We start from the raw sequence: 20700 nt of genomic DNA, 5'->3' as shown, positions 1-20700 counted from the left end.
AGAGCCGGCAAAAAGGGGGATCATGCATGTTTCTGCTTCTTGCATTGCTGTTTGGTGTCATTGCCGGGCTTCGCGCCATGACGGCGCCGGCCGCCGTCGCCTGGGGCGCGGCGCTTGGCTGGTTCGATGTCTCGCAGACGCCGCTTGCGTTCATGGGTTACCATTGGACGCCGTGGATCTTCACGCTTCTCGCCGTCGTCGAACTGATCACCGACCAGCTACCATCGACGCCATCGCGCAAGGTGCCGGTGCAGTTCGGCGCTCGCATCGTCATGGGCGCGCTGGCAGGTGCCACGATCGGCGCGGCCAACAGCCTGCTCTTCGGCGGGCTGATCGTCGGGGTAATCGGCGCCGTGATCGGCACATATGGCGGTGCTGCCGTCCGCGGCAGGCTCGCAGCGTCCTTCGGCAAGGATCTGCCGGCCGCCCTTATCGAGGATGCCGTCGCCGTCATCGGCGCGCTGCTGATCGTGGCCGTGTCATGAAGAGCTTCGACGCCATCGTTATCGGCGCCGGTCAGGCCGGCCCCTTCCTCGCCGCCCGCATGGTCGAAAAGGGCATGAAGGTGGCGCTGATCGAGCGCAAATTCCTCGGCGGCACCTGCGTCAATGCCGGCTGCATGCCGACGAAGACGCTGGTCGCCAGCGCCCGCGCCGCCCATGTCGCGAGAAACGGCGCCGTTTACGGCGTGAATCTCCAGGGCGAGATCGCCATCGACATGAAGGTGGTCAAAGCCCGTGCCGAAACCGTGACCATGAACGCCCGCAACGGCCTGATCGGCTGGTTCGCCGGCATGGACGGCATGACCGTGATTTACGGCCATGCCCGTTTCGAGGACCCGAAGACGGTCAGCGTCAACGGCGACATGCTGACCGCACCGCGCATCTTCCTCAATGTCGGCGCGCGGCCGATCATCCCCGACCTGCCCGGGATCAACGATATCGACTATCTCACCAGCACCTCGATCATCCATCTCGACACGCTGCCGCGGCATCTGGCCGTCATCGGCGGCAGTTACATCGGGCTGGAATTCGCACAGATGTATCGCCGCTTCGGCGCCGAAGTCAGCGTCATCGAGCATGGCCCGAAGCTCGCAGCGCGCGAGGACGAGGATATATCCGATGCGATCGCCGATGTCCTGCGCTCGGAGGGCATCGACATTCATACCGGCGCCAGCGACATCGCCTTCGCCAAGAGCAGCGACGGAATAACGGTCGCCACCGATTCAGCGAGGATCGATGCGAGCCATGTGCTGATCGCCACCGGCCGCAAGCCGAACACCGACGATCTCGGCCTCAATGCCGCCGGCGTCATCACCGACAAGCACGGCTATATCACCGTCGACGACAGGCTTGCCACCAATGTCGATGGCATCTTGGCGCTCGGCGACTGCAACGGCCACGGCGCCTTCACCCACACCTCCTACAATGATTTCGAGATCGCCGCCGCCAATCTGCTCGACGGCGACGATCGCAAGGTCTCGAGCCGCATACTGGCCTATGCGCTTTATATCGACCCGCCGCTTGGCCGCGTCGGCATAACGGAGAAGCAGGCGCGCGCCTCGGGACGCAAGATCATGATCTCGACCCGGCCGATGAGCCGCGTCGGCCGCGCCAACGAGCGCGGCGAGACTAAGGGCTTCATGAAGGTGATCGCCGACGCCGAGACTAAAAAAATCCTCGGTGCGGCAATCCTGGGCATCGAAGGCGACGAGGTGATCCACGGCATCATAGACGCGATGAATGCGGGAACGACGTATCCCGCATTGCAATGGTCGGTGCCGATCCATCCGACGGTGTCGGAGCTGATCCCGACGCTGCTTGGGGATTTGAAGCCGGTTTAGCTGTAGAAACCCAGGGCCGAGGACAGCTACGTGTCTATCGAACTGCTGATCGAGCACTACGGCCTGTTGGCGATATTTCTGGGTGCAGCCTTCGAAGGCGAAACAGCCGCCTTCCTTGGCGGCGTGATTTCCCACCGCGGGCTGCTGACCTATTGGTCGGCGTCGCTTGCGGCAACGGCAGGATCCTTCGCCGGCGATCAGTTCTGGTTCTTCGCCGGCCGTTATGCCGCTCGATGGGGTCTCGTCCGCCGGCTGATGGAAACACCGACGCTGGCGCGCGCAACCCGGCTTCTGGAAAGATATCCCACAGGCTTCATCCTTGCGTTTCGTTTCCTGGTTGGGTTGCGGACGATCAGCCCGATCGTCATCGGGACAACGCGAATTGCGACCGGTAAATTCATTATCCTGAATGCCGCGGCCGCGTTGGTGTGGGGGCAGCTGTTCACAGGGCTCGGTTACGTGTTTGGGCATGGCATCGAACAGACATTGGGCCACCTTCCCCTGCACCGCCACCTGCTGATCGCAGTCGGAGCCGCGGCTGTCGTCGCAGGCGCGGCTCTTGCCTTTCGCAAGATGAAACTGAGTGCCAGGCACTCATGAGAGCAGACTTGCTCTATTCCATCACGATCTGCAGCTTCACGTCGCTCGGCCGTGCCTCGACGGCGCGATCAAACGCCTTGATCGAATCTTCGAACCTAAAGGTCTCTGATATCAGCGGCTTCAGGTCCACGCGTCCCGAGCCGAGCAGCGCGATCGAGCGCTCATACTGGTGCGCGTAGCGGAACACCGTCTCGATGCGGATTTCCTTGGTGGATGCCGTCGAGACATCGAAGCCGATCGGGTTGACGGGCAGGCCGACGACGACGATGATGCCGCCCGGGCGCGGCAGCGCCATGATCGTCTCCCAGGCCTTCGGCGAACCGGAGCATTCGAAAACGACGTCGGCGCCCCAGCCGTCGGTCAGCCGGGCAACCTCTTCGGCCAGGTTCTTCTCGCGGATATTGACCGGGATGACGCCCTGGTATTGTGCGGCGATATCGAGCTTCGGCTGGGCAAGATCGGCGACGATCGCGCGGGCGCAGCCGCCGGCAAGCGCCGCGATCGCCACCATGGTGCCAATCGGCCCGGCGCCGAGAACGACGGCAGTATCACCAGGCGTAATCTTCGCCTTGGCGGCCGCCTGCATGCCGACGGCGAAGGGCTCGACCATGGCGCCTTCGGCGAAGCTGACATTGTCGGGCAGCTTGAAGGTGTAATTGGCGGGATGCACGACCTCTGGCGTCAGCACGCCATGGATCGGCGGGGTCGCCCAGAAGGTGACGGCCGGGTCGATATTGTACATGCCGAGACGGCTTGCCTTCGAATTCGGATCGGGAATGCCAGGCTCCATGCAGACGCGGTCGCCGACTTTCAGATGCGTGACGCCGGCTCCGACCTCGACCACCGTGCCCGCCGCCTCATGGCCGAGCACCATCGGCGCGTTGACGACGAAGGGGCCGATCTTGCCGTGCGTGTAATAATGCACGTCCGAACCGCAGACGCCGACCGTGTGGATCCTGACCTTCACCTCGCCGGGGCCGGTTTCGAGCGGCAGATCGATATCGCGGAGCGCAAGCTCATGCTGGCGCTCGAGGACAAGCGCGCGGACTTTGGTCATCGTCGGTTTCCTTCCCTATTGGCTTGCCCATGACTCCATCGGGCACCGTTGAAACCGACTATAAAGCCCGAAGCCCTCCCAATTCAACCAGATTGAGAAGGCTTTTGCTCAACACATGATAAAATGCTCACGCAGATTTGCCGAGGCTCAGTGCCGGCAGCGGCCCGCCCGAAAACTGCGCCAGCCTGGTCCGACGACGAGCGGCCCCGTAAGGGCATTTATAAGATTTTTATATAGATGGCCTGTCGTCCGTCTCGAACCTTTATGCTCTCCGGCTCCATATTGATCGCCGAGAGATCGAAAGGTCATCTCCACGCCAGAAAGCATGAAAGGCGGCCTCCCAGCGCCCTTTGTCTTGTCTGACTCCAAGAACAACAGGAGTCACGATCATGATGGATATCATTCTACTTGGCACGGCGATCATATTCTTTGCGCTGTGCTTTGCCTACACCCGAGCCTGCGACAGGCTTTGACAGGAGAACCGACGATGACCCTCGACTATGTCTTGAGCGGTGCCGTGACCGTGTTTCTCACCGTTTACCTCACCTACGCTCTCCTTCGCCCAGAACGCTTTTGAAGAGAACTGGCGCTTCTGAGGTCGCGCATGCGTGACCTCAGAAGCAGCCGGGTATTGAAAGTTACCCCAAATGACCCTCAACGGATGGCTTCAGATCCTGCTTTACTGCGGGATCGTCCTCGTGCTCGTCAAACCGCTCGGCGGCTACATGACGCGTGTCTATAACGGCGAGCGCACATTCCTCTTCCCGGTCCTCGTTCCGATCGAACGGCGGCTTTACCGTATTGCGGGCACCAGCGAGCGCGAGGAGCAGCATTGGACCTCCTATGCCTTCGCGATGCTGATGTTCAACCTGCTCGGCGTCCTCGTCCTCTACGCGCTCCTGCGCCTGCAGGACATCCTGCCCTATAATCCGGCCGGCATGGCCGCCGTCCCGCCGGAGCTTTCGTTCAACACCGCCGTCAGCTTTCCCACAAACACCAATTGGCAGAATTACGGCGGCGAAAGCACCATGTCGTACCTGACCCAGATGGCCGGCTTCACGGTGCAGAACTTCCTGTCGGCCGCGACCGGCATGGCGATCGCTGTCGCCTTTATTCGTGCCTTCGCACGGGCGTCGGGCAGGGCGATCGGCAATTTCTGGGTCGATATGATCCGCGGCACGTTCTACATCCTGCTGCCGATCTGCATCGTGCTGACCATCGTCTACGTCTATCTCGGCGTGCCGCAGACGCTTGGGCCCTATGTCAATGCGACCACGCTCGAAGGCGCGCAACAGACGATTGCCGTCGGACCCGTCGCCTCGCAGCTTGCGATCAAGATGCTCGGCACCAACGGCGGCGGCTTCTTCAACGCCAATTCGGCCCATCCGTTCGAAAATCCCAACGCGATCTCCAATCTCATCCAGATGGTCTCGATCTTCGCGATCGGCGCGGCTTTGACCAACGTCTTCGGCCGCATGGTCGGCAATCAGCGCCAGGGCTGGGCGATCCTTGCCACGATGGGCGTGCTGTTCCTCGCAGGTGTCATCGTCACCTATTGGGCCGAAGCTGCCGGCAACCCGCTGATGCACGCTTTCGGTCTCGGCGGCGGCAATATGGAAGGCAAGGAAGTCCGCTTCGGCGTCGCCCTGTCTTCGCTCTTTGCGGTCATTACCACGGCCGCTTCCTGCGGCGCGGTCAATGCCATGCATGGCAGCTTCACCGCGCTTGGCGGCCTGATCCCTTTGATCAACATGCAGCTCGGCGAAATCATTGTCGGCGGTGTCGGCGCGGGTTTCTACGGCATCCTTCTCTTCATCATCGTCGCCGTCTTCGTCTCCGGCCTGATGGTCGGCCGCACGCCGGAATATCTCGGCAAGAAGATCGAGGCGAAGGAAATGAAGATGGCCGTTCTCGCCATCCTCTGCCTGCCGCTCGCCATGCTGGTCTTTACCGCGATCGCCACCGTGCTGCCCTCCGCCGTCGCCTCGATCGGCACGGCCGGCCCGCACGGCTTCTCCGAAATCCTCTATGCCTATACCTCGGCTGCGGCCAACAACGGTTCGGCTTTCGGCGGCCTGACCGGCAATACGCCCTGGTACAACGTGACGCTCGGCATCGGCATGCTCGCCGGCCGCTTCCTGGTCATCATCCCGGCGCTTGCCATCGCCGGCTCGCTGATCGCCAAGAAGACGGTTCCGGCCTCGGCAGGCACCTTCCCGACCGATGGACCGCTCTTCGTCGGCCTGCTCGTCGGCACGATCCTGATCGTCGGCGGCCTGACCTTCTTCCCGGCCTTGGCGCTCGGCCCTATCGTCGAGCACCTGGTCATGATCGCCGGCCAGACCTTCTGAGGCGACGCCATGATCCTCCGTCACAGGCTTCGCAACGCCTTCCACCCTTGTCCCGGTGCGCCGGGACGAGGGAATGGCCCGACGGCCCGCGCCTCCGACATCATCCTGGTGATGATGACCGGCCTCCTCGTCATCGCCGCCGCATTCAAGATCCCACAGGGCTGACCGGCCGCCGGTTCGCCATCCTCGTTTCAAAGCTGGAGTCTCTTATGAGCCAGGCAAAATCCGCGAGCATCATGGATTCTCGCATTCTCATTCCGGCCGTGGGGGACGCTTTCAAGAAGCTCAACCCGCGGGCGCTTGCCAGAAACCCGGTCATGTTTGTGGTGGCCACGGTCTCGGTGCTGACCACCGTTCTTTTCCTGCGCGATTTGGTGGCGGGCAACGGCAATCTCGGCTTCTCGTTCCAGATCAATCTCTGGCTCTGGTTCACGGTGCTCTTTGCCAATTTCGCCGAAGCCGTCGCCGAAGGCCGCGGCAAAGCGCAGGCGGATTCGCTGCGCAAAGCGCGCACCGAAACCCAGGCGAAGCTACTCACCGCCCACAACGGCAGCGGCTACCGCATGGTGCCGGGCACCAGCCTCAAGGTCGGCGATATCGTGCTCGTCGAGGCCGGTGACATCATCCCCTCGGATGGCGAAGTGATCGAAGGTGTGGCCTCCGTCAACGAAGCGGCGATCACCGGTGAATCCGCCCCTGTCATCCGCGAATCCGGCGGCGACCGCTCGGCCGTCACCGGCGGCACGCAGGTACTCTCCGACTGGATCCGTGTCCGCATCACCGCCGCTGCCGGCTCGACCTTCATCGACCGGATGATTGCGCTCGTCGAAGGCGCCGAACGCCAGAAGACGCCGAACGAGATCGCGCTTAACATCCTGCTCGCCGGCATGACGCTGATCTTCGTGCTCGCCACCGCGACGATCCCGAGCTTTGCCATTTATGCCGGCGGCTCGATCCCGATCATCGTGCTCGTCGCCCTCTTCGTCACCCTGATCCCGACGACGATCGGCGCACTGCTCTCGGCAATCGGCATCGCCGGCATGGACCGCCTCGTCCGCTTCAACGTGCTCGCCATGTCCGGCCGTGCGGTCGAAGCCGCCGGCGACGTCGACACGCTGCTGCTCGACAAGACGGGCACGATCACGCTCGGCAATCGCCAGGCGACGACCTTCCGTCCGGTACGCGGCGTTCCCGAACAGGATCTCGCCGATGCCGCGCAGCTCGCCTCGCTTGCCGACGAAACGCCGGAAGGTCGTTCCATCGTCGTGCTCGCCAAGGAGAAATACGCGATCCGCGGCCGCGACATGGCAAGCCTGAAAGCAACCTTCGTGCCCTTCACCGCCCAGACCCGCATGAGCGGCGTCGATCTCGAAGGAGCCTCGATCCGCAAGGGTGCGGTCGACGCCGTGCTGACCTATGTCAACGGCGATTCATCCTCGAAAAACGGCAGCGAGGTCGTGCGCGAACTGCAGTCGATCGCCGACGAAGTCGCCAAATCAGGCGGCACGCCGCTGGCGGTTGCCCGCGACGGCAGGCTGCTCGGCGTCATCCAGCTGAAGGATATCGTCAAGGGCGGCATCCGCGAGCGCTTCACCGAGCTTCGCCGCATGGGCATCCGCACGGTGATGATAACAGGCGATAACCCGCTGACGGCAGCCGCCATCGCAGCCGAAGCCGGGGTCGACGACTTCCTCGCCCAGGCAACACCGGAGATGAAGCTGGCGCTGATGCGCGAGGAGCAGTCGAAGGGCAAGCTCGTCGCCATGTGCGGCGACGGCACCAACGATGCGCCGGCGCTTGCGCAGGCCGATGTCGGCGTCGCCATGAACACCGGCACGGTCGCCGCCCGCGAGGCCGGCAACATGGTCGATCTCGATAGCGATCCAACGAAGCTCATCGAGATCGTCGAGATCGGCAAGCAGCTCCTGATGACGCGCGGCGCGCTGACGACGTTTTCGATCGCCAACGACATTGCCAAGTATTTCGCCATCATCCCGGCGATGTTCCTGACCTTCTACCCGCAGCTCGGCGTGCTCAACATCATGGGATTGTCGACGCCGCAAAGCGCCATCCTCTCGGCGATCATCTTCAATGCGCTGATCATCATCGCGCTGATCCCGCTTTCATTGAAGGGTGTGCGCTACCGTCCGATCGGCGCCGGCGCGCTACTGTCGCGCAACCTGCTGATTTATGGTGCCGGCGGCATCATCGTCCCCTTCATCGGCATCAAGGCGATCGACATGGCTGTCGCAGCCCTCGGCCTCGCCTAGCGCATCGGCCCGAAAATCGGAATCGATTTTCGGAAAGCACGATGCGTAGATTCAAAGAGTTAGAGCGTCCTTTGTGCGTCCGAAAGGACGCACGGCGCTCTAAGGCCTGGAGCCATCCCGGTTCCGAGAGGATCGGAACCGGAGCTCTTCGCAAAAGAACACTCCAAGGAGTAAGTCAATGTTGAAAGAACTTCGTCCGGCAATCGTCATGATCGTCGCTACCACCGCCATAACCGGCCTTCTCTATCCGCTCGCCATGACGGGTGCTGCCCAGGCCCTCTTCCCGACCCAGGCGAACGGCAGCCTGATCGAGAAGAACGGCCAGGTGATCGGCTCGACGCTGATCGGCCAGGCCTTCACCAGCGACAAGTATTTCCACGGCCGCCCCTCGGCCGCCGGCGACGGCTACAATGCGGCTGCCTCCAGCGGCTCTAACCTCGGCCCGACCAGCCAGAAGCTGATCGACCGTGTCAAGGGTGACTACGAGGCAGCCAAGGCGGCAAACCCGACGGCTGACGTGCCCGCCGACCTTGCCACCGCTTCGGCCAGCGGCCTCGATCCCGAGATCTCACCGGAAGCGGCCTATTTCCAGGTACCGCGCGTCGCCAAGGCACGCAGCATGGATGAAGCCAAGGTCAAGGCACTGGTCGACGGCACCGTTCAAGCCCGCGAACTCGGCATTCTCGGCGAACCTACAGTCAATGTTCTGGCGTTGAACCAGAGCCTTGATGCTTCTATGACTGAATGAAGGTTGCGGGCTACAACCCCTCCCTCATTCCTGTGCTCGTCACAGGAATCCAGCCACGCGAAGTCCTTCGCGTGAAAAGAGTCTTCCGCGCCGCAGACGCGGCGCTGCTGGATCCCTGTGACGAGCACAGGGATGAGGGAAGGTGGAGCAAGCCTCGCCGACAGGAAAGACCATACGCATGCCAGACGACAACCGCGACCAGGCCGGCAGGCCCTCGCCCGATGCGCTTCTCGAAAAGGCCCGGGCCGAAATGCGCGGCCGTCTGAAGATCTTTCTCGGAGCGGCCCCCGGCGTCGGCAAGACCTACGAGATGCTCGTCTCCGGCCGTGCCAAGATAGCCGACGGTCTCGACGTCGTCATTGGCGTCGTCGAGACCCACGGCCGCAAGGAGACCGAAGCGCTCGTCGCCGGCTTCGAGATCATCCCTCGCGTCGAAATCAGCTACAAGGGTCGGCCGCTCGAGGAAATGGACCTCGACGGCATCCTCGCCCGCCGGCCTGATCTCGTGCTGGTCGACGAACTCGCCCACACCAATGCCGAGGGCAGCCGCCATCCGAAGCGCTATCTCGACGTCAAGGAATTGCTCGATCGCGGCATCGACGTCTACACGACGCTGAACATCCAGCACGTCGAGAGCCTGAACGACGTCGTCTCGCAGATCACTCGCATCCGCGTGCGCGAGACGGTGCCGGACTCGATCATCGACCTTGCCGACGACGTCGAGATCATCGACCTGACGCCGGATGATCTGATCAAGCGCCTGCATGACGGCAAGGTCTACATGCCGCGCACCGCCGAACGGGCGCTGAGCAATTATTTCACCCCGGGCAACCTGACGGCACTGCGAGAGCTTGCGCTCCGCAGGACTGCCCAGCGCGTCGACGACCAGTTGCTTTCCCATATGCAGGCCCACGCCATATCGGGCCCCTGGGCGGCGGGCGAACGTGTTCTCGTCTCGGTCGACCACCATCCGCGCTCCGCCTCGCTGGTGCGTTATGCCGCCCGCATGGCCTCGCGGCTGCGCGCGCCCTGGGCTGCCGTGTATGTCGAGACCAACCGCTCGATCAATCTGACGGAAGCCGAGCGCGATATCGTCGCCGCCACGCTGCGCCTTGCCGAGCAGCTCGGCGGCGAAGCGATCACCATTCCCGGCCGCGAAGTGGCCGAGGAGCTCGTTCGTCATGCCACCGCCAACAACGTCACCCATATCGTCATCGGCGCCCCGAAGAAGCCGACATGGCGCGACTGGTGGAGCCGTTCGATCACCGACGAGCTGATCCGCAAGACCGGCGAGATCAGCGTCCATGTCATTTCAGGCAATGAGAAGGACGGCACCACCGCGCGCGGCGTCAGGGCGGCCGCCAGCCCGCCGCAACTGGATTTCAGGGCCTATCTTCTGGCGACCGGCTATGTCGCTATCGCGCTCGGCGTCAGCGTCGTGCTCGACCAGGTGCTCGACGTGCGCAACCTCGCCCTCGTCTTCCTGATGGCGGTGCTGACCTCGGCCGTCCTCCACGGCCTGCGGCCGGCCCTTTACAGCTGCATCCTCAGCGCGCTGTCCTTCAACTTCTTCTTCCTGCCGCCGCGCTACACGTTGACGATCAGCGATCCGGAAAGCGTGCTTGCCCTGTTCTTCTTCCTGGGCGTCGCCATCATCGCCAGCAACCTAACCGCAACCGTGCAGCGCCAGGCCGCCGCCGCCCGCCAGCGGGCGCGCACGACCGAGGATCTCTATCTCTTCTCGAAAAAGCTCGCCGGCACCGGCACGCTCGACGACGTGCTCTGGGCGACGGCCTTCCAACTCGCCTCGATGCTGAAGGTCCGCGTCGTGCTGCTGCTGCCGGAAGACGGCACCATCGCCGTCAAGGCCGGTTATCCCCCCGATGACACACTCGACGATGCCGATATCGCCGCGGCCCGCTGGGCCTGGGAGCATAATCACGCCGCCGGCCGCGGAGCCGACACCCTGCCCGGCGCCAAGCGCCTCTATGTGCCGCTCAGAACCGGGCGCACCGCTGTCGGCGTCATCGGCCTCGACAGTGACCGCCGCGACGGCCCGCTGCTGACGCCGGAGCGGCAGCGGCTGCTCGACGCGCTGGCAGACCAGGCAGCCCTTGCCATCGAGCGCGTTCAGCTCGTCGCCGATGTCGACCGGGCAAGGCTGGCAGCCGAAGCCGACCGGCTGCGCTCGGCGCTGCTGACGTCGATTTCGCATGACCTGAAGACACCGCTAGCCGCCATTCTCGGCGCCGCCGGCACGTTGCGCGACTATTTCGCCTCGATGCCGGAGGAGGACCGCAGCGACCTGCTGTCGACCGTCGTCGACGAATCCGAACGCCTCAATCGCTTCATCGCCAACCTGCTCGACATGACCAAGATCGAATCCGGCGCGATGGAGCCGAACCATGCGCTGCATTATGCCGGCGATATCATCGGCAGTGCGTTGCGCCGTGCGGCAAAGATCCTCGACGGTCATAAGACCGAGATGAGCATTCCCGCCGAGCTGCCGATGGTGCGTGTCGATCCCGTCCTGTTCGAGCAGGTGATCTTCAACCTGCTCGACAATGCCGCGAAATACGCGCCCGAGGCATCGGTGATCCACATCGAGGGCTGGGCCGATGCCGACAACGTGGTCGTGCAGATTTCGGACGAAGGCCCAGGCATTCCGCCGGCCGATCTTAACCGCGTCTTCGATACCTTCTACCGCGTGCGCAAGGGCGATCAGGTGCGCGCCGGCACCGGGCTTGGCCTTTCCATCTGCCGCGGCTTCATCGAGGCGATGGGCGGCACGATCACTGCCGGCAACCGGACGGGCCGTCCGGGCGCCGTCTTCACCATCCGCCTGCCGAAACCCACCGACATTCCAAAACTGGATGAACTCAAATGACCGGTTCAGCCGTCAAAATCCTCGTCGTCGACGACGAGCCTCCGATCCGCAAGCTGCTCCGCGTCGGCCTGAGCGCGCAAGGCTACGAGGTGCAGGAGGCGCCAAACGCCAGCGCTGCCCGCCAGTCGGTCGCCGACGACATGCCCGATCTCATCGTGCTCGACCTCGGCCTGCCCGACACATCAGGCCACGACCTGCTGCAGGCGTGGCGCGAGGAAGGGCTTTCCATGCCGGTCGTCATTCTGTCCAGCCGCACTGACGAGGCCGGTATCGTCAAGGCGCTGGAAAGCGGCGCCGACGATTACGTCACCAAGCCCTTCGGCATCAACGAACTCGGCGCCCGCATCCGCGTGGCGCTGCGCCACCGCCTGCAGCAGCAGGGAGAAAAGCCGATCTTCCAGACCGGCGGGCTGTCGATCGATCTCGTCAAGCGCATCGTCAAGGTCGACGGCATGGAAATAAAGCTGTCGCCGAAGGAATACGACATCCTGCGCGTGCTCGCCCAGCACGCCGGGAAGGTGCTGACACACCAGTTTCTTTTAAAACAGGTATGGGGGCCGGCGGCGGATGTGCAGTATCTGCGCGTCTATATCAGGCAGCTGCGGCAAAAGGTCGAGCAGCTTCCGGACCAGCCGCACTATATCACCACCGAGACCGGCGTCGGCTACCGGCTCAGGGAACCGGACTGACCTCCCTTCCCTCCCGCTGCCCGAACAGTATCGAGCCGAACAGTATTGAGAATGACATGAACCTTCCCAACATCATCCGGCCGGAACACGCCTTCATCGGCGTGTCGGCGCCGACCAAATGGCGAGCGTTGCAGACCATCGCGGACAAGGCCGCCAAGGCGTTCTCCGTCGACGGCCAGACCATCCTGAAGGCGCTCGAAGCGCGTGAGAAGCTCGGCTCGACGGGGATCGGCAACGGTATCGCCATCCCGCATGCGGCGATCGACGGCATGACCAGCCCGCGCGGCCTTCTCCTCCGCTTCGCCCAACCGCTGGATTTCGAGGCGATCGACGATATCCCGACGGATATCGCCTTCGTGCTGCTCTTTGGAGAAAACAATCGCGGCGAATATCTGAACGTGCTGTCCGCCATCGCCAGGCGGCTGCAATCGGACGGCGTGCTTGCCGCCATGCGCAAGGCAGGAACGGTCGACGAATTCTATTCCGATTTCATCGCCGATTCACGGGTGTGACGTCCAAATTCAATAGCGAGAGCATGATGTCGTCCGAAAACCGCTCACACTTTTCGGCATCATAAAAAAGGCGCGGCCCGAAGGTCGCGCCCGCTCGTCTGCAATCAGACTATCTTAGAAATCGCGCTGGAAGCGCAGGAAGCCGTACACTTCGTCGTCGCCTTCGTCCTCATCGTGATATTGCACGCTGAGCTTCGAACGCAGGTCTTCGACGATCTGGTAGTCGATGGTGACACCGGTCGTATAGGCGCTGCCGCCGGTGAAGCCGTTGCCGTCAGCCTCGAGAGCGATGTTCTCGAAGTACTGGAAGCCCGGGGTGACCGACCACTTGTCGTTGACCTTCAAGGCATACTGTGCTGCGATCGTCCACTCGGACTCTTCGTAGTAGTAGTTGGCGCCGCTTGCCCATACGCCGGCAATGCCGAGCGTGCCAGGGCCGATGTCGGCATAGACGATGCCGCGGACAGCGACTTCGCTGGTGTCGGTGTCATAACCGGCAAGCAGGTAAGCGCTGATGGCGCCGGCCTTGTAGGAGACCTGGCCTGCGACACCATAGTTGTTCGGGCCGTCGCCCGGCTTGGTGGCGTAGTCTTCTTCCAGTTCGTCGACCGAGATGCCGGCTGCGAAAGCGCCATTCTCGTACTGATAACGGATCGAGTTGTGGTTCGTCTCGTTGCTGGCGAGCGTATCGGTCTCGCCGCTCATGTCGTCATCCCACCAGCTATACATCATACCGGCGCGGAAACCGGCAATGTCGAGATAGCCCTCATCGAGCAATGCTTCCTGATCGGAGGCATCGTCGACATTGTAACGCAGCGTGATAACGCCGGTGAGCGTACCGTACTCGGTGTCGTTCTTGGTCTGGAAGGTGACCTGACCGCGAGTCCAGAAGTCTACGTCGGAATCGCCGGAAATATCGTCACCGAAGCGCACTTCGGTACGGATGTAACCGCTGATCGAAAGGCATGTTTCCGTCCCCGGAATATAAAAATAGCCGGTACCGTAGGCGTCGCAAACGCGAACATATTCCACGGGCTCCGGTTCCGCCGCCACAATGGCGTCGGCTGCGCGAACTCCGGATGCCGCGGCAAGGGCGGCAACGGAGGCAAAAAGGATAGTCCTGATATTCATTTTGAACGGCCCTTAACAGGTTTGGAATGCGAGGCGCACTTCAAGGGTTGCCCCCGCGTTGCGGTCGGCGAATACGGCCGCAACGGAGGCCATATAGGAATCCGCAAGTGCCATCGCGGCAAAATCCTGGCAAAAATCAGCAGTACCATGTTGTTTTCGTGGAGGAACTGTGGCCAAAAAAACACGGCCCTGCGGCAGGACGGCTTGGCGGCCAATTGGCCGCGGCCAACTTCGGCACGTCCATTTCCAAATTGCCTGTTAAATGGAATGGCATTCTAACAGCCAAGCCGGAACCGGAAGAACCTTTGTTTCATTATACGACTGATTTGATAGAGTTAAGACAGAAAAACAGGAGGGTTCCCATGCACACACTACGGCTCACCCGGCTCCTCGCGGCGGCGGTCATGGCAGGCAGCTTCGCGATCGGAAGCATTGCTCCGGCATTCGCAGATCAGACGCTTCTTAACGTCTCCTACGATCCGACCCGCGAATTGTATAAGGATTTCAATGCCGCCTTTGCCGCCAAGTGGCAAAAGGACAGCGGTGAAACGGTGACGATCCAGGCTTCGCATGGCGGTTCCGGCGCCCAGGCCCGCTCCGTCATCGACGGCCTCGACGCCGACGTCGTGACGCTTGCCCTCGAAGGTGATATCGACGCCATCGCCAAGGCGACCGGCAAGATCCCGGCCGACTGGAAGACCAAGTTCCCCAACAATTCGACGCCCTATACGTCGACGATCGTCTTCCTCGTCCGCAAGGGCAACCCGAAGGGCATCAAGGACTGGGGCGACCTGGTCAAGGACGACGTGCAGGTCATCACCCCGAACCCGAAGACCTCGGGCGGCGCACGCTGGAACTTCCTCGCCGCCTGGGCATGGGCCAAGCAGGCCAACGGCGGCGACGAAGCCAAGGCGCAGGATTACGTTGCGAAACTGCTGCAGCACGTTCCGGTTCTCGACACCGGCGCCCGCGGCGCCACGACCACCTTCGTCCAGCGCGGCCTCGGCGATGTGCTGCTCGCCTGGGAAAACGAAGCCTATCTTTCGCTCGAGGAACTCGGTCCCGACCAGTTCGAGATCGTGACACCGACCTTCTCCATCCGCGCCGACCCGCCTGTCGCCATCGTCGACGGCAATGTCGACAAGAAGGGAACACGCAAGGTCGCCGAAGCCTATCTCAACTACCTCTATTCGGACGAAGGCCAGAAGATCGCCGCCAAGCATTACTACCGGCCGTTCAAGCCGGAAGCCGCCGATCCGGCTGACATCGCCCGCTTCCCGAAGCTGACGCTTGCGACCATCGACGACTTCGGCGGCTGGAAGAGCGCACAGCCGAAATTCTTCGGCGACGGCGGCGTATTTGACCAAATCTACAAGCCGGCCCAATAATAGACTTCATGAAAGCAAATAGCCCCACGCGGTGGCGGTTCAAACGGCCGAGCGTCATTCCGGGTTTCGGAATGGCGCTCGGCCTTACCTTGACCTGGCTCACCCTTCTGATCCTCATCCCGCTCTCGGGCCTTGCCGTCCGGTCGAGCGCGCTCGGCTGGGAGAAATTCTGGTCGATCGCGGTCGATTCCCGCACGCTGAACGCGCTGCGTATCAGCTTCGGCAGCGCCTTCATCGCCGCGATCGTCAATGCCATCTTCGGCATCATCCTCGCCTGGGTGCTGGTGCGTTACCGCTTCCCCGGCAAACGCATCATCGACGCCATGGTCGACCTGCCCTTCGCGCTGCCGACCGCCGTTGCCGGCATCGCGCTGGCGACGCTCTACGCGCCGAACGGCTGGATCGGCCAGTTCCTGACGCCGCTCGGCATCAAGATCGCCTTCACGCCTGCCGGTATCGTCGTGGCGCTGATCTTCGTCGGCCTGCCCTTCGTGGTGCGCACCGTGCAGCCCGTCATGGAGGAAATCGACAAGGAAGTGGAGGAGGCCGCGGCAACGCTCGGCGCCAATCGCTTCCAGACGATTTTCCGCGTGCTGCTGCCGGGGCTGGCGCCCGCCGTGCTCACCGGCTTCGCGCTCGCCTTTGCCCGCGGCGTCGGCGAATACGGCTCGGTCATCTTCATCGCCGGCAACCTGCCGTTCAAATCGGAGATCGCGCCGCTGCTGATCATCATCAAACTCGAAGAGTATAATTACGCGGCGGCGACCGGCATTGCGGCGATCATGCTGGTCCTCTCGTTCGCCCTGCTGCTCGTCATCAATCTCATCCAGAGCTGGAGCAGGCGGAGGTACGGCTATGGCGCTTGATGCGACCGCTCAACCGACAAAACTGCGCTCGGTGACGACTGAACATCGGACCGCACGCTATAGCCTGATTGTCCTTTCACTCGTCTTCCTGCTGCTTATCCTGCTGCTGCCCCTAGCCGCCGTTTTCGTAGAAGCTTTCCGCAAGGGCACCGGCCCCTTCCTCGAGGCGCTCGCAGACGCCGAGACCTTCTCGGCCATCCGCCTGACACTGATCGTTGCCGGCGTCAGCGTGCCACTCAACCTCGTCTTCGGGGTCGCCGCCGCCTGGGCAATCGCCAAGTTCGAGTTCAAAGGCAAGGCCTTCCTGACGACGCTGATCGACCTGCCCTTCTCGGTCTCGCCCGTCATATCGGGTCTGGTCTTCGTTCTGCTGTTCGGCGCCAATACCTGGCTCGGCCAATGGTTCAGCGCTCACGACATCAAGATCCTGTTTGCGGTACCGGGGTTGATCCTCGCCACCATATTCGTCACCTTCCCCTTCGTCGCCCGCGAGCTGATCCCGCTGATGCAGGAACAGGGAACGGCCGACGAGGAGGCGGCCCTTTCGCTCGGCGCCAGCGGCTGGCAGACCTTCTGGCACGTGACGCTGCCGAATATCAAATGGGGCCTGCTCTATGGCGTGCTTCTCTGCAACGCCCGCGCCATGGGCGAATTCGGCGCCGTCTCGGTGGTATCAGGCCACATCCGCGGCCAGACCAACACGATGCCCCTGCAGGTGGAGATTCTCTATAACGAGTATAATTTTACCGGCGCTTTTGCCGTCGCCACGCTTTTGGCCTTGCTCGCGCTCCTGACTCTTGTTTTGAAGACGCTGCTGGAAATGCGCTATAGCGCTGAAATCGCCGCCAGCCGGCGGCACTGAAGGATTTGGAATGGAAGTACGCGTTCAAAACATACGCAAGGAATTCGATCGTTTTCCGGCGCTGCACGATGTCTCGCTCGATATCCGCTCCGGCGAGCTGATCGCACTGCTCGGCCCGTCGGGCTCCGGCAAGACGACATTGCTGCGGCTGATCGCCGGCCTCGAAAGCCCGACGGAGGGGCTGATCTTCTTCGGCGACGAGGATGCCTCGAAGAAATCGGTACAGCAGCGCAATATCGGCTTCGTCTTCCAGCACTATGCGCTTTTCCGCTACATGACGGTGCTCGAAAACGTCTCCTTCGGCCTCAAAGTCAGAAACAGCGCGCGGCGGCCGCCGAAGGCCGATATCCGCAGGCGGGCGCTCGAACTGCTCGACCTCGTCCAGCTTTCCGGTCTCGAAAAACGCTACCCGGCCCAGCTTTCCGGCGGCCAGCGCCAGCGTGTGGCGCTCGCCCGCGCCATGGCTGTCGAGCCGAACGTGCTGCTGCTCGACGAACCCTTCGGCGCGCTCGACGCCCAGGTGCGCAAGGATCTGCGCAAATGGCTGCGCGATATCCACGACCGTACCGGACACACCACAGTCTTCGTCACCCACGACCAGGATGAGGCGCTGGAGCTTGCCGACCGCGTCGTCGTCATGAGCCAGGGCGCGATCGAACAGGTCGGCACGCCGGACCAGGTGTACGACAATCCCAATTCTCCCTTCGTCTTCGGCTTCATCGGCCAATCGAACTGCCTTGAGGTCGAGATATCAGACGGCGACATTCGCTTCGAAGGCCGCTCGCTCGGCCTCAATGCCGATGACGAACCGGATGGGACTGCGCAGCTCTACTTCCGCCCGCATGACGTCAGGCTCTGCGAATCAGCTGAAAGCTGTATCGCCGGCCAGCCGGTCTCCAGCCGCCGTGTGGCAGGCACCCGCCATATCGAATTGGATATCGGCAACGACCGCCCGCATATCGAGATCGAATTGCCGCCGAGCGAGGCCGACAGACTTGACCGCAACCGGGTAGCTTTCAAGCCAACCCGCTGGAAACTGTTCCGCAGCTGATGGAGATTGGGCCTGCCGCCCACAGCGCCGCGCGTCTTCCGAGAGCCGCAAAAGACGCTCTAACACTTTGAATTTCTGCATAATTTTATCCCTTGGATCGATTCCGATCTCAGGAATTAAGGAATGGCTCATCGCCGGAATCGTATTTGGCGAGAGCCCTTAAGGTTTTTGTTATCTAAGGTTGTTTGTATTTCAGTCATATGACGAGTAAAACGTTTTCGCTTGATCATTAAGGGCTGGACTAATCCCATAGGAGGCACCTGGCGTTGAGGGCGGAGATTTCCTTTGGAAAATCCCTGATCGGGATTTTGTTGGTAGGACTGGCAGCGGCAAGCTGCACGACGACATCGAAACCGGCGGCAACGGCGGCGAACACCAAGACGAAGCAGGGCCAAGCGGCGAAAGTCACGTTCAATTATACGGCCAAAGACCGCGAGTGCCTGCAGCGCGCGATGTATTTCGAATCGCAGCATTCGGACGAGGACGGTTACATGGCGGTCGGGACCGTCGTGATGAACAGGCTCACCTCCGGCGCCTATCCCGCATCGATCTGCGGCGTGGTGGCCCAGAAAAGGCAGTTCGCGCCCGGCGTGATGACGCGCGAAGTCAAACCGCAGGCGGAAACGGAGCTCGCGAGCGCGGCCGATGCAATCCTTATCAAGGGCGCACGCCATCCTGCAGTGAAGGATGCGATGTTCTTCCACACCGATGGGCTGAAATTCCCTTACGACAATATGCACTATGTGACGGTTGCCGGCGGCAACGCCTTCTATGAGAAGCGCGACTCCAACGGCATGCTTGAAACGCCGCCGCCGCTGCCCTCCTACGAGGTGGCGATGAACTATGTGCCCGGCGAAAGCATGCTGCCGCCGCAATTTGAGGCACTGATACCCTCGGCGGTTCCCGTTCCTTTGCCAGCTCCAGACCCCATGGCGACGGCTAGCACGGGGCAGATGCGGATAATGGCGCCGGTGACCGCGCCGGAAACATCGCCGGTAACATCGGTCGAGCCCGAGCCGGGAATGCCCATTGCGATCCCTATTCCCCGGCCCGCCTATGACAGCGTGATGCTGCGTGAAAGCCTTCCGACGAACGGCGGTTAAACCGCCCTTCCGGTATGAGTTAGATGGAAGCGTGCCTAAGCGCGTCGCGATCTCAAAATCGCTGCACACTTTTGCGCGACATGCTTTAGGCGCGCTCTTCCCAAACCCTCGCCAATTCCACGATCGTTTTGACGGCCTTTTCCATATCCTGGCGGCTCACCCATTCGAGCGGCGAGTGGAAAGCATGGCCGCCGGCGAAGATGTTCGGGCACGGCAGTCCCATGAAGGAAAGGCGCGAGCCATCCGTGCCGCCGCGGATGCTTCCGCGCACCGGCGTCATGCCGGCCCGACGCACCGCCTCAATCGCGTTCTCGACGATCTCCGGGTGACGATCGAGCACCACCTTCATGTTGCGATACTGCTCCTTCACCTCAAAACGATAGGTCGAGCCGGGATAGCCAGCCAACACGTCCTTAACGATGGCTTGGAGCATCGTTTCCTTTTCCGTCAGCCCCTTGTCGGTAAAGTCACGGATGATGAGGCTCAGCGACGCCTTCTCCATCGAGCCGGTCACGCCTGTCGGATGGATGAAGCCCTGGTTGCCTTCGGTGGTCTCGGGGGCAAGATCCCTCGGCAGCCGGTCGATGATGGCGCCTGCGATCTTGATGGCGTTTTCCATGCGGTCCTTGGCAAAGCCGGGATGGATTGCCACACCTAATATGCTGATCTCGACGCCGTCGGCCGAAAACGTCTCATCCTCGATATGGCCGGCAGTCTCGCCGTCCATCGTATAGGCGAAGTCGGCACCGAGTTTCTTCAGGTCGACCTTGTTGACGCCGCGCCCGACTTCCTCGTCGGGCGTGAACAGGATCCTGATCGTCCCGTGCCTGATATCGGGATTGCCGACGAGCATCTCAGCCGCGGTCATGATTTCGGCCAGTCCGGCCTTGTCGTCGGCGCCGAGCAATGTCGTGCCGTCGGTCGTGACGATATCGTTGCCGATCTGGTTCTTCAGTTCGGGATGGTCGCTGACGCGGATCACCCGGCTCGTATCACTGGCAAGCTTGATATCACCGCCAGCATAGTTCCTGACGATCTGCGGCTTGACATCGGTGCCGCTGAAATCGGGCGCCGTATCCATGTGCGAGCAGAAACAGATGACCGGCACCGTCTTGTCGCTATTGGCCGGAATGGTCGCGTAGACATAGCCGTGTTCATCGAGATGCGCGTCGGCAAGACCGATCTTCAGCAGTTCATCGACCAGAACCCGTCCGAGATCCTTCTGCTTGCCCGTGGTCGGCTGCGTCGACGAGGCAGGATCGGATTGCGTGTCGATAACGACATAACGGAGAAAGCGGTCGAAAACAGTGTCGGTCATGGCATCCAGTCCAGCAAGATCATG

Annotated in this window: 19 protein-coding genes; 16 read left to right on the top strand and 3 right to left on the bottom strand. The window is 62.1% G+C overall.

Annotated elements, in window-relative coordinates; translation table 11 throughout:
* Positions 1-26: 26 nt before the first annotated feature.
* From HFO99_RS07665 to HFO99_RS07655, 3 genes are read left to right on the top strand one after another with little or no spacing between them, the layout of a single operon-like run.
* Positions 27-485 (top strand): DUF4126 domain-containing protein, encoded by a 459-nt coding sequence (locus tag HFO99_RS07665; RefSeq protein WP_222360333.1) that lies wholly within the window; start codon positions 27-29, stop codon positions 483-485.
* Entirely contained in the window at positions 482-1843 is a 1362-nt protein-coding gene (locus HFO99_RS07660; RefSeq protein ID WP_222360331.1) for an FAD-containing oxidoreductase, read from the top strand. Before HFO99_RS07665 ends, HFO99_RS07660 begins: the two co-directional genes overlap by 4 nt.
* 30 nt (positions 1844-1873) lie before the next feature.
* Positions 1874-2443 (top strand): DedA family protein, encoded by a 570-nt coding sequence (locus tag HFO99_RS07655; protein WP_130746877.1) that lies wholly within the window; start codon positions 1874-1876, stop codon positions 2441-2443.
* Positions 2444-2456: 13 nt separating this feature from the next.
* Here HFO99_RS07655 and HFO99_RS07650 read toward each other — a convergent pair whose 3' ends face one another.
* The gene (locus HFO99_RS07650) at positions 2457-3500 is read right to left on the bottom strand and encodes an NAD(P)-dependent alcohol dehydrogenase (protein ID WP_222360329.1); all 1044 of its coding nucleotides are present in this window, start codon (positions 3498-3500) and stop codon (positions 2457-2459) included.
* A gap of 487 nt (positions 3501-3987) precedes the next feature.
* Here HFO99_RS07650 and HFO99_RS07645 point away from each other — a divergent pair, with 487 nt between their 5' ends.
* The 8 genes from HFO99_RS07645 (at position 3988) to HFO99_RS07610 (ending at position 12957) form a co-directional block, all read left to right on the top strand.
* A complete protein-coding gene (locus HFO99_RS07645; protein WP_003547774.1) occupies positions 3988-4077 on the top strand; it encodes a K(+)-transporting ATPase subunit F in 90 nt (29 codons plus the stop codon).
* 70 nt (positions 4078-4147) lie between these two features.
* On the top strand, positions 4148-5851 hold the full coding sequence (gene kdpA / locus HFO99_RS07640) for a potassium-transporting ATPase subunit KdpA (RefSeq protein WP_222360327.1): 1704 nt from the start codon (positions 4148-4150) through the stop codon (positions 5849-5851).
* 9 nt (positions 5852-5860) lie between these two features.
* Positions 5861-6016, top strand: a complete 156-nt coding sequence (locus HFO99_RS07635; RefSeq protein ID WP_222360325.1) for a hypothetical protein — start codon at positions 5861-5863, stop codon at positions 6014-6016.
* Between the two features lie 44 nt (positions 6017-6060).
* A complete protein-coding gene (gene kdpB, locus HFO99_RS07630; protein ID WP_222333639.1) occupies positions 6061-8121 on the top strand; it encodes a potassium-transporting ATPase subunit KdpB in 2061 nt (686 codons plus the stop codon).
* A gap of 178 nt (positions 8122-8299) precedes the next feature.
* Positions 8300-8869 (top strand): potassium-transporting ATPase subunit KdpC, encoded by a 570-nt coding sequence (gene kdpC / locus HFO99_RS07625; protein WP_222333640.1) that lies wholly within the window; start codon positions 8300-8302, stop codon positions 8867-8869.
* Between the two features lie 178 nt (positions 8870-9047).
* Positions 9048-11756, top strand: a complete 2709-nt coding sequence (locus tag HFO99_RS07620) for a sensor histidine kinase (RefSeq protein WP_222360323.1) — start codon at positions 9048-9050, stop codon at positions 11754-11756.
* A complete protein-coding gene (locus tag HFO99_RS07615) occupies positions 11753-12445 on the top strand; it encodes a response regulator transcription factor (RefSeq protein ID WP_222360321.1) in 693 nt (230 codons plus the stop codon). The genes HFO99_RS07620 and HFO99_RS07615 overlap by 4 nt, the downstream gene beginning before the upstream one ends.
* A 56-nt stretch (positions 12446-12501) precedes the next feature.
* On the top strand, positions 12502-12957 hold the full coding sequence (locus tag HFO99_RS07610) for a PTS sugar transporter subunit IIA (RefSeq protein WP_222360319.1): 456 nt from the start codon (positions 12502-12504) through the stop codon (positions 12955-12957).
* A gap of 114 nt (positions 12958-13071) precedes the next feature.
* Here the strand turns inward: HFO99_RS07610 and HFO99_RS07605 are convergent, their stop codons facing one another.
* Positions 13072-14088, bottom strand: a complete 1017-nt coding sequence (locus HFO99_RS07605; protein WP_222360317.1) for a porin — start codon at positions 14086-14088, stop codon at positions 13072-13074.
* A gap of 362 nt (positions 14089-14450) precedes the next feature.
* Here HFO99_RS07605 and HFO99_RS07600 point away from each other — a divergent pair, with 362 nt between their 5' ends.
* From HFO99_RS07600 to HFO99_RS07580, 5 genes are all read left to right on the top strand, one after another.
* Entirely contained in the window at positions 14451-15476 is a 1026-nt protein-coding gene (locus HFO99_RS07600) for a sulfate ABC transporter substrate-binding protein (RefSeq protein WP_020052644.1), read from the top strand.
* A gap of 8 nt (positions 15477-15484) precedes the next feature.
* A complete protein-coding gene (cysT, locus tag HFO99_RS07595) occupies positions 15485-16342 on the top strand; it encodes a sulfate ABC transporter permease subunit CysT (RefSeq protein ID WP_222360315.1) in 858 nt (285 codons plus the stop codon).
* Positions 16332-17204 carry a sulfate ABC transporter permease subunit CysW gene (gene cysW / locus HFO99_RS07590; RefSeq protein WP_222250908.1) on the top strand — a complete coding sequence of 291 codons (873 nt, stop codon included), beginning with the start codon at positions 16332-16334 and terminating at the stop codon, positions 17202-17204. The genes cysT and cysW overlap by 11 nt, the downstream gene beginning before the upstream one ends.
* A 10-nt stretch (positions 17205-17214) precedes the next feature.
* A complete protein-coding gene (locus HFO99_RS07585) occupies positions 17215-18255 on the top strand; it encodes a sulfate/molybdate ABC transporter ATP-binding protein (protein ID WP_222250906.1) in 1041 nt (346 codons plus the stop codon).
* Positions 18256-18521: 266 nt separating this feature from the next.
* Positions 18522-19358, top strand: coding sequence for a cell wall hydrolase (locus tag HFO99_RS07580; protein WP_222250904.1), 837 nt, complete (start codon positions 18522-18524; stop codon positions 19356-19358).
* 85 nt (positions 19359-19443) lie between these two features.
* On the opposite strand, the gene pepT is transcribed toward HFO99_RS07580, so the two are convergent.
* Complete coding sequence (gene pepT / locus HFO99_RS07575) at positions 19444-20676, bottom strand: peptidase T (protein WP_222360313.1); 1233 nt, start codon at positions 20674-20676, stop codon at positions 19444-19446.
* Between the last annotated feature and the right edge of the window lie 24 nt (positions 20677-20700).

The sequence above is a fragment of the Rhizobium leguminosarum genome (assembly GCF_019798305.1).
GTDB classification, from domain to species: domain Bacteria; phylum Pseudomonadota; class Alphaproteobacteria; order Rhizobiales; family Rhizobiaceae; genus Rhizobium; species Rhizobium leguminosarum_U.
Note: the sequence above shows the minus strand (reverse complement) of the source record. Positions and strands in the feature narration are given on the sequence as shown.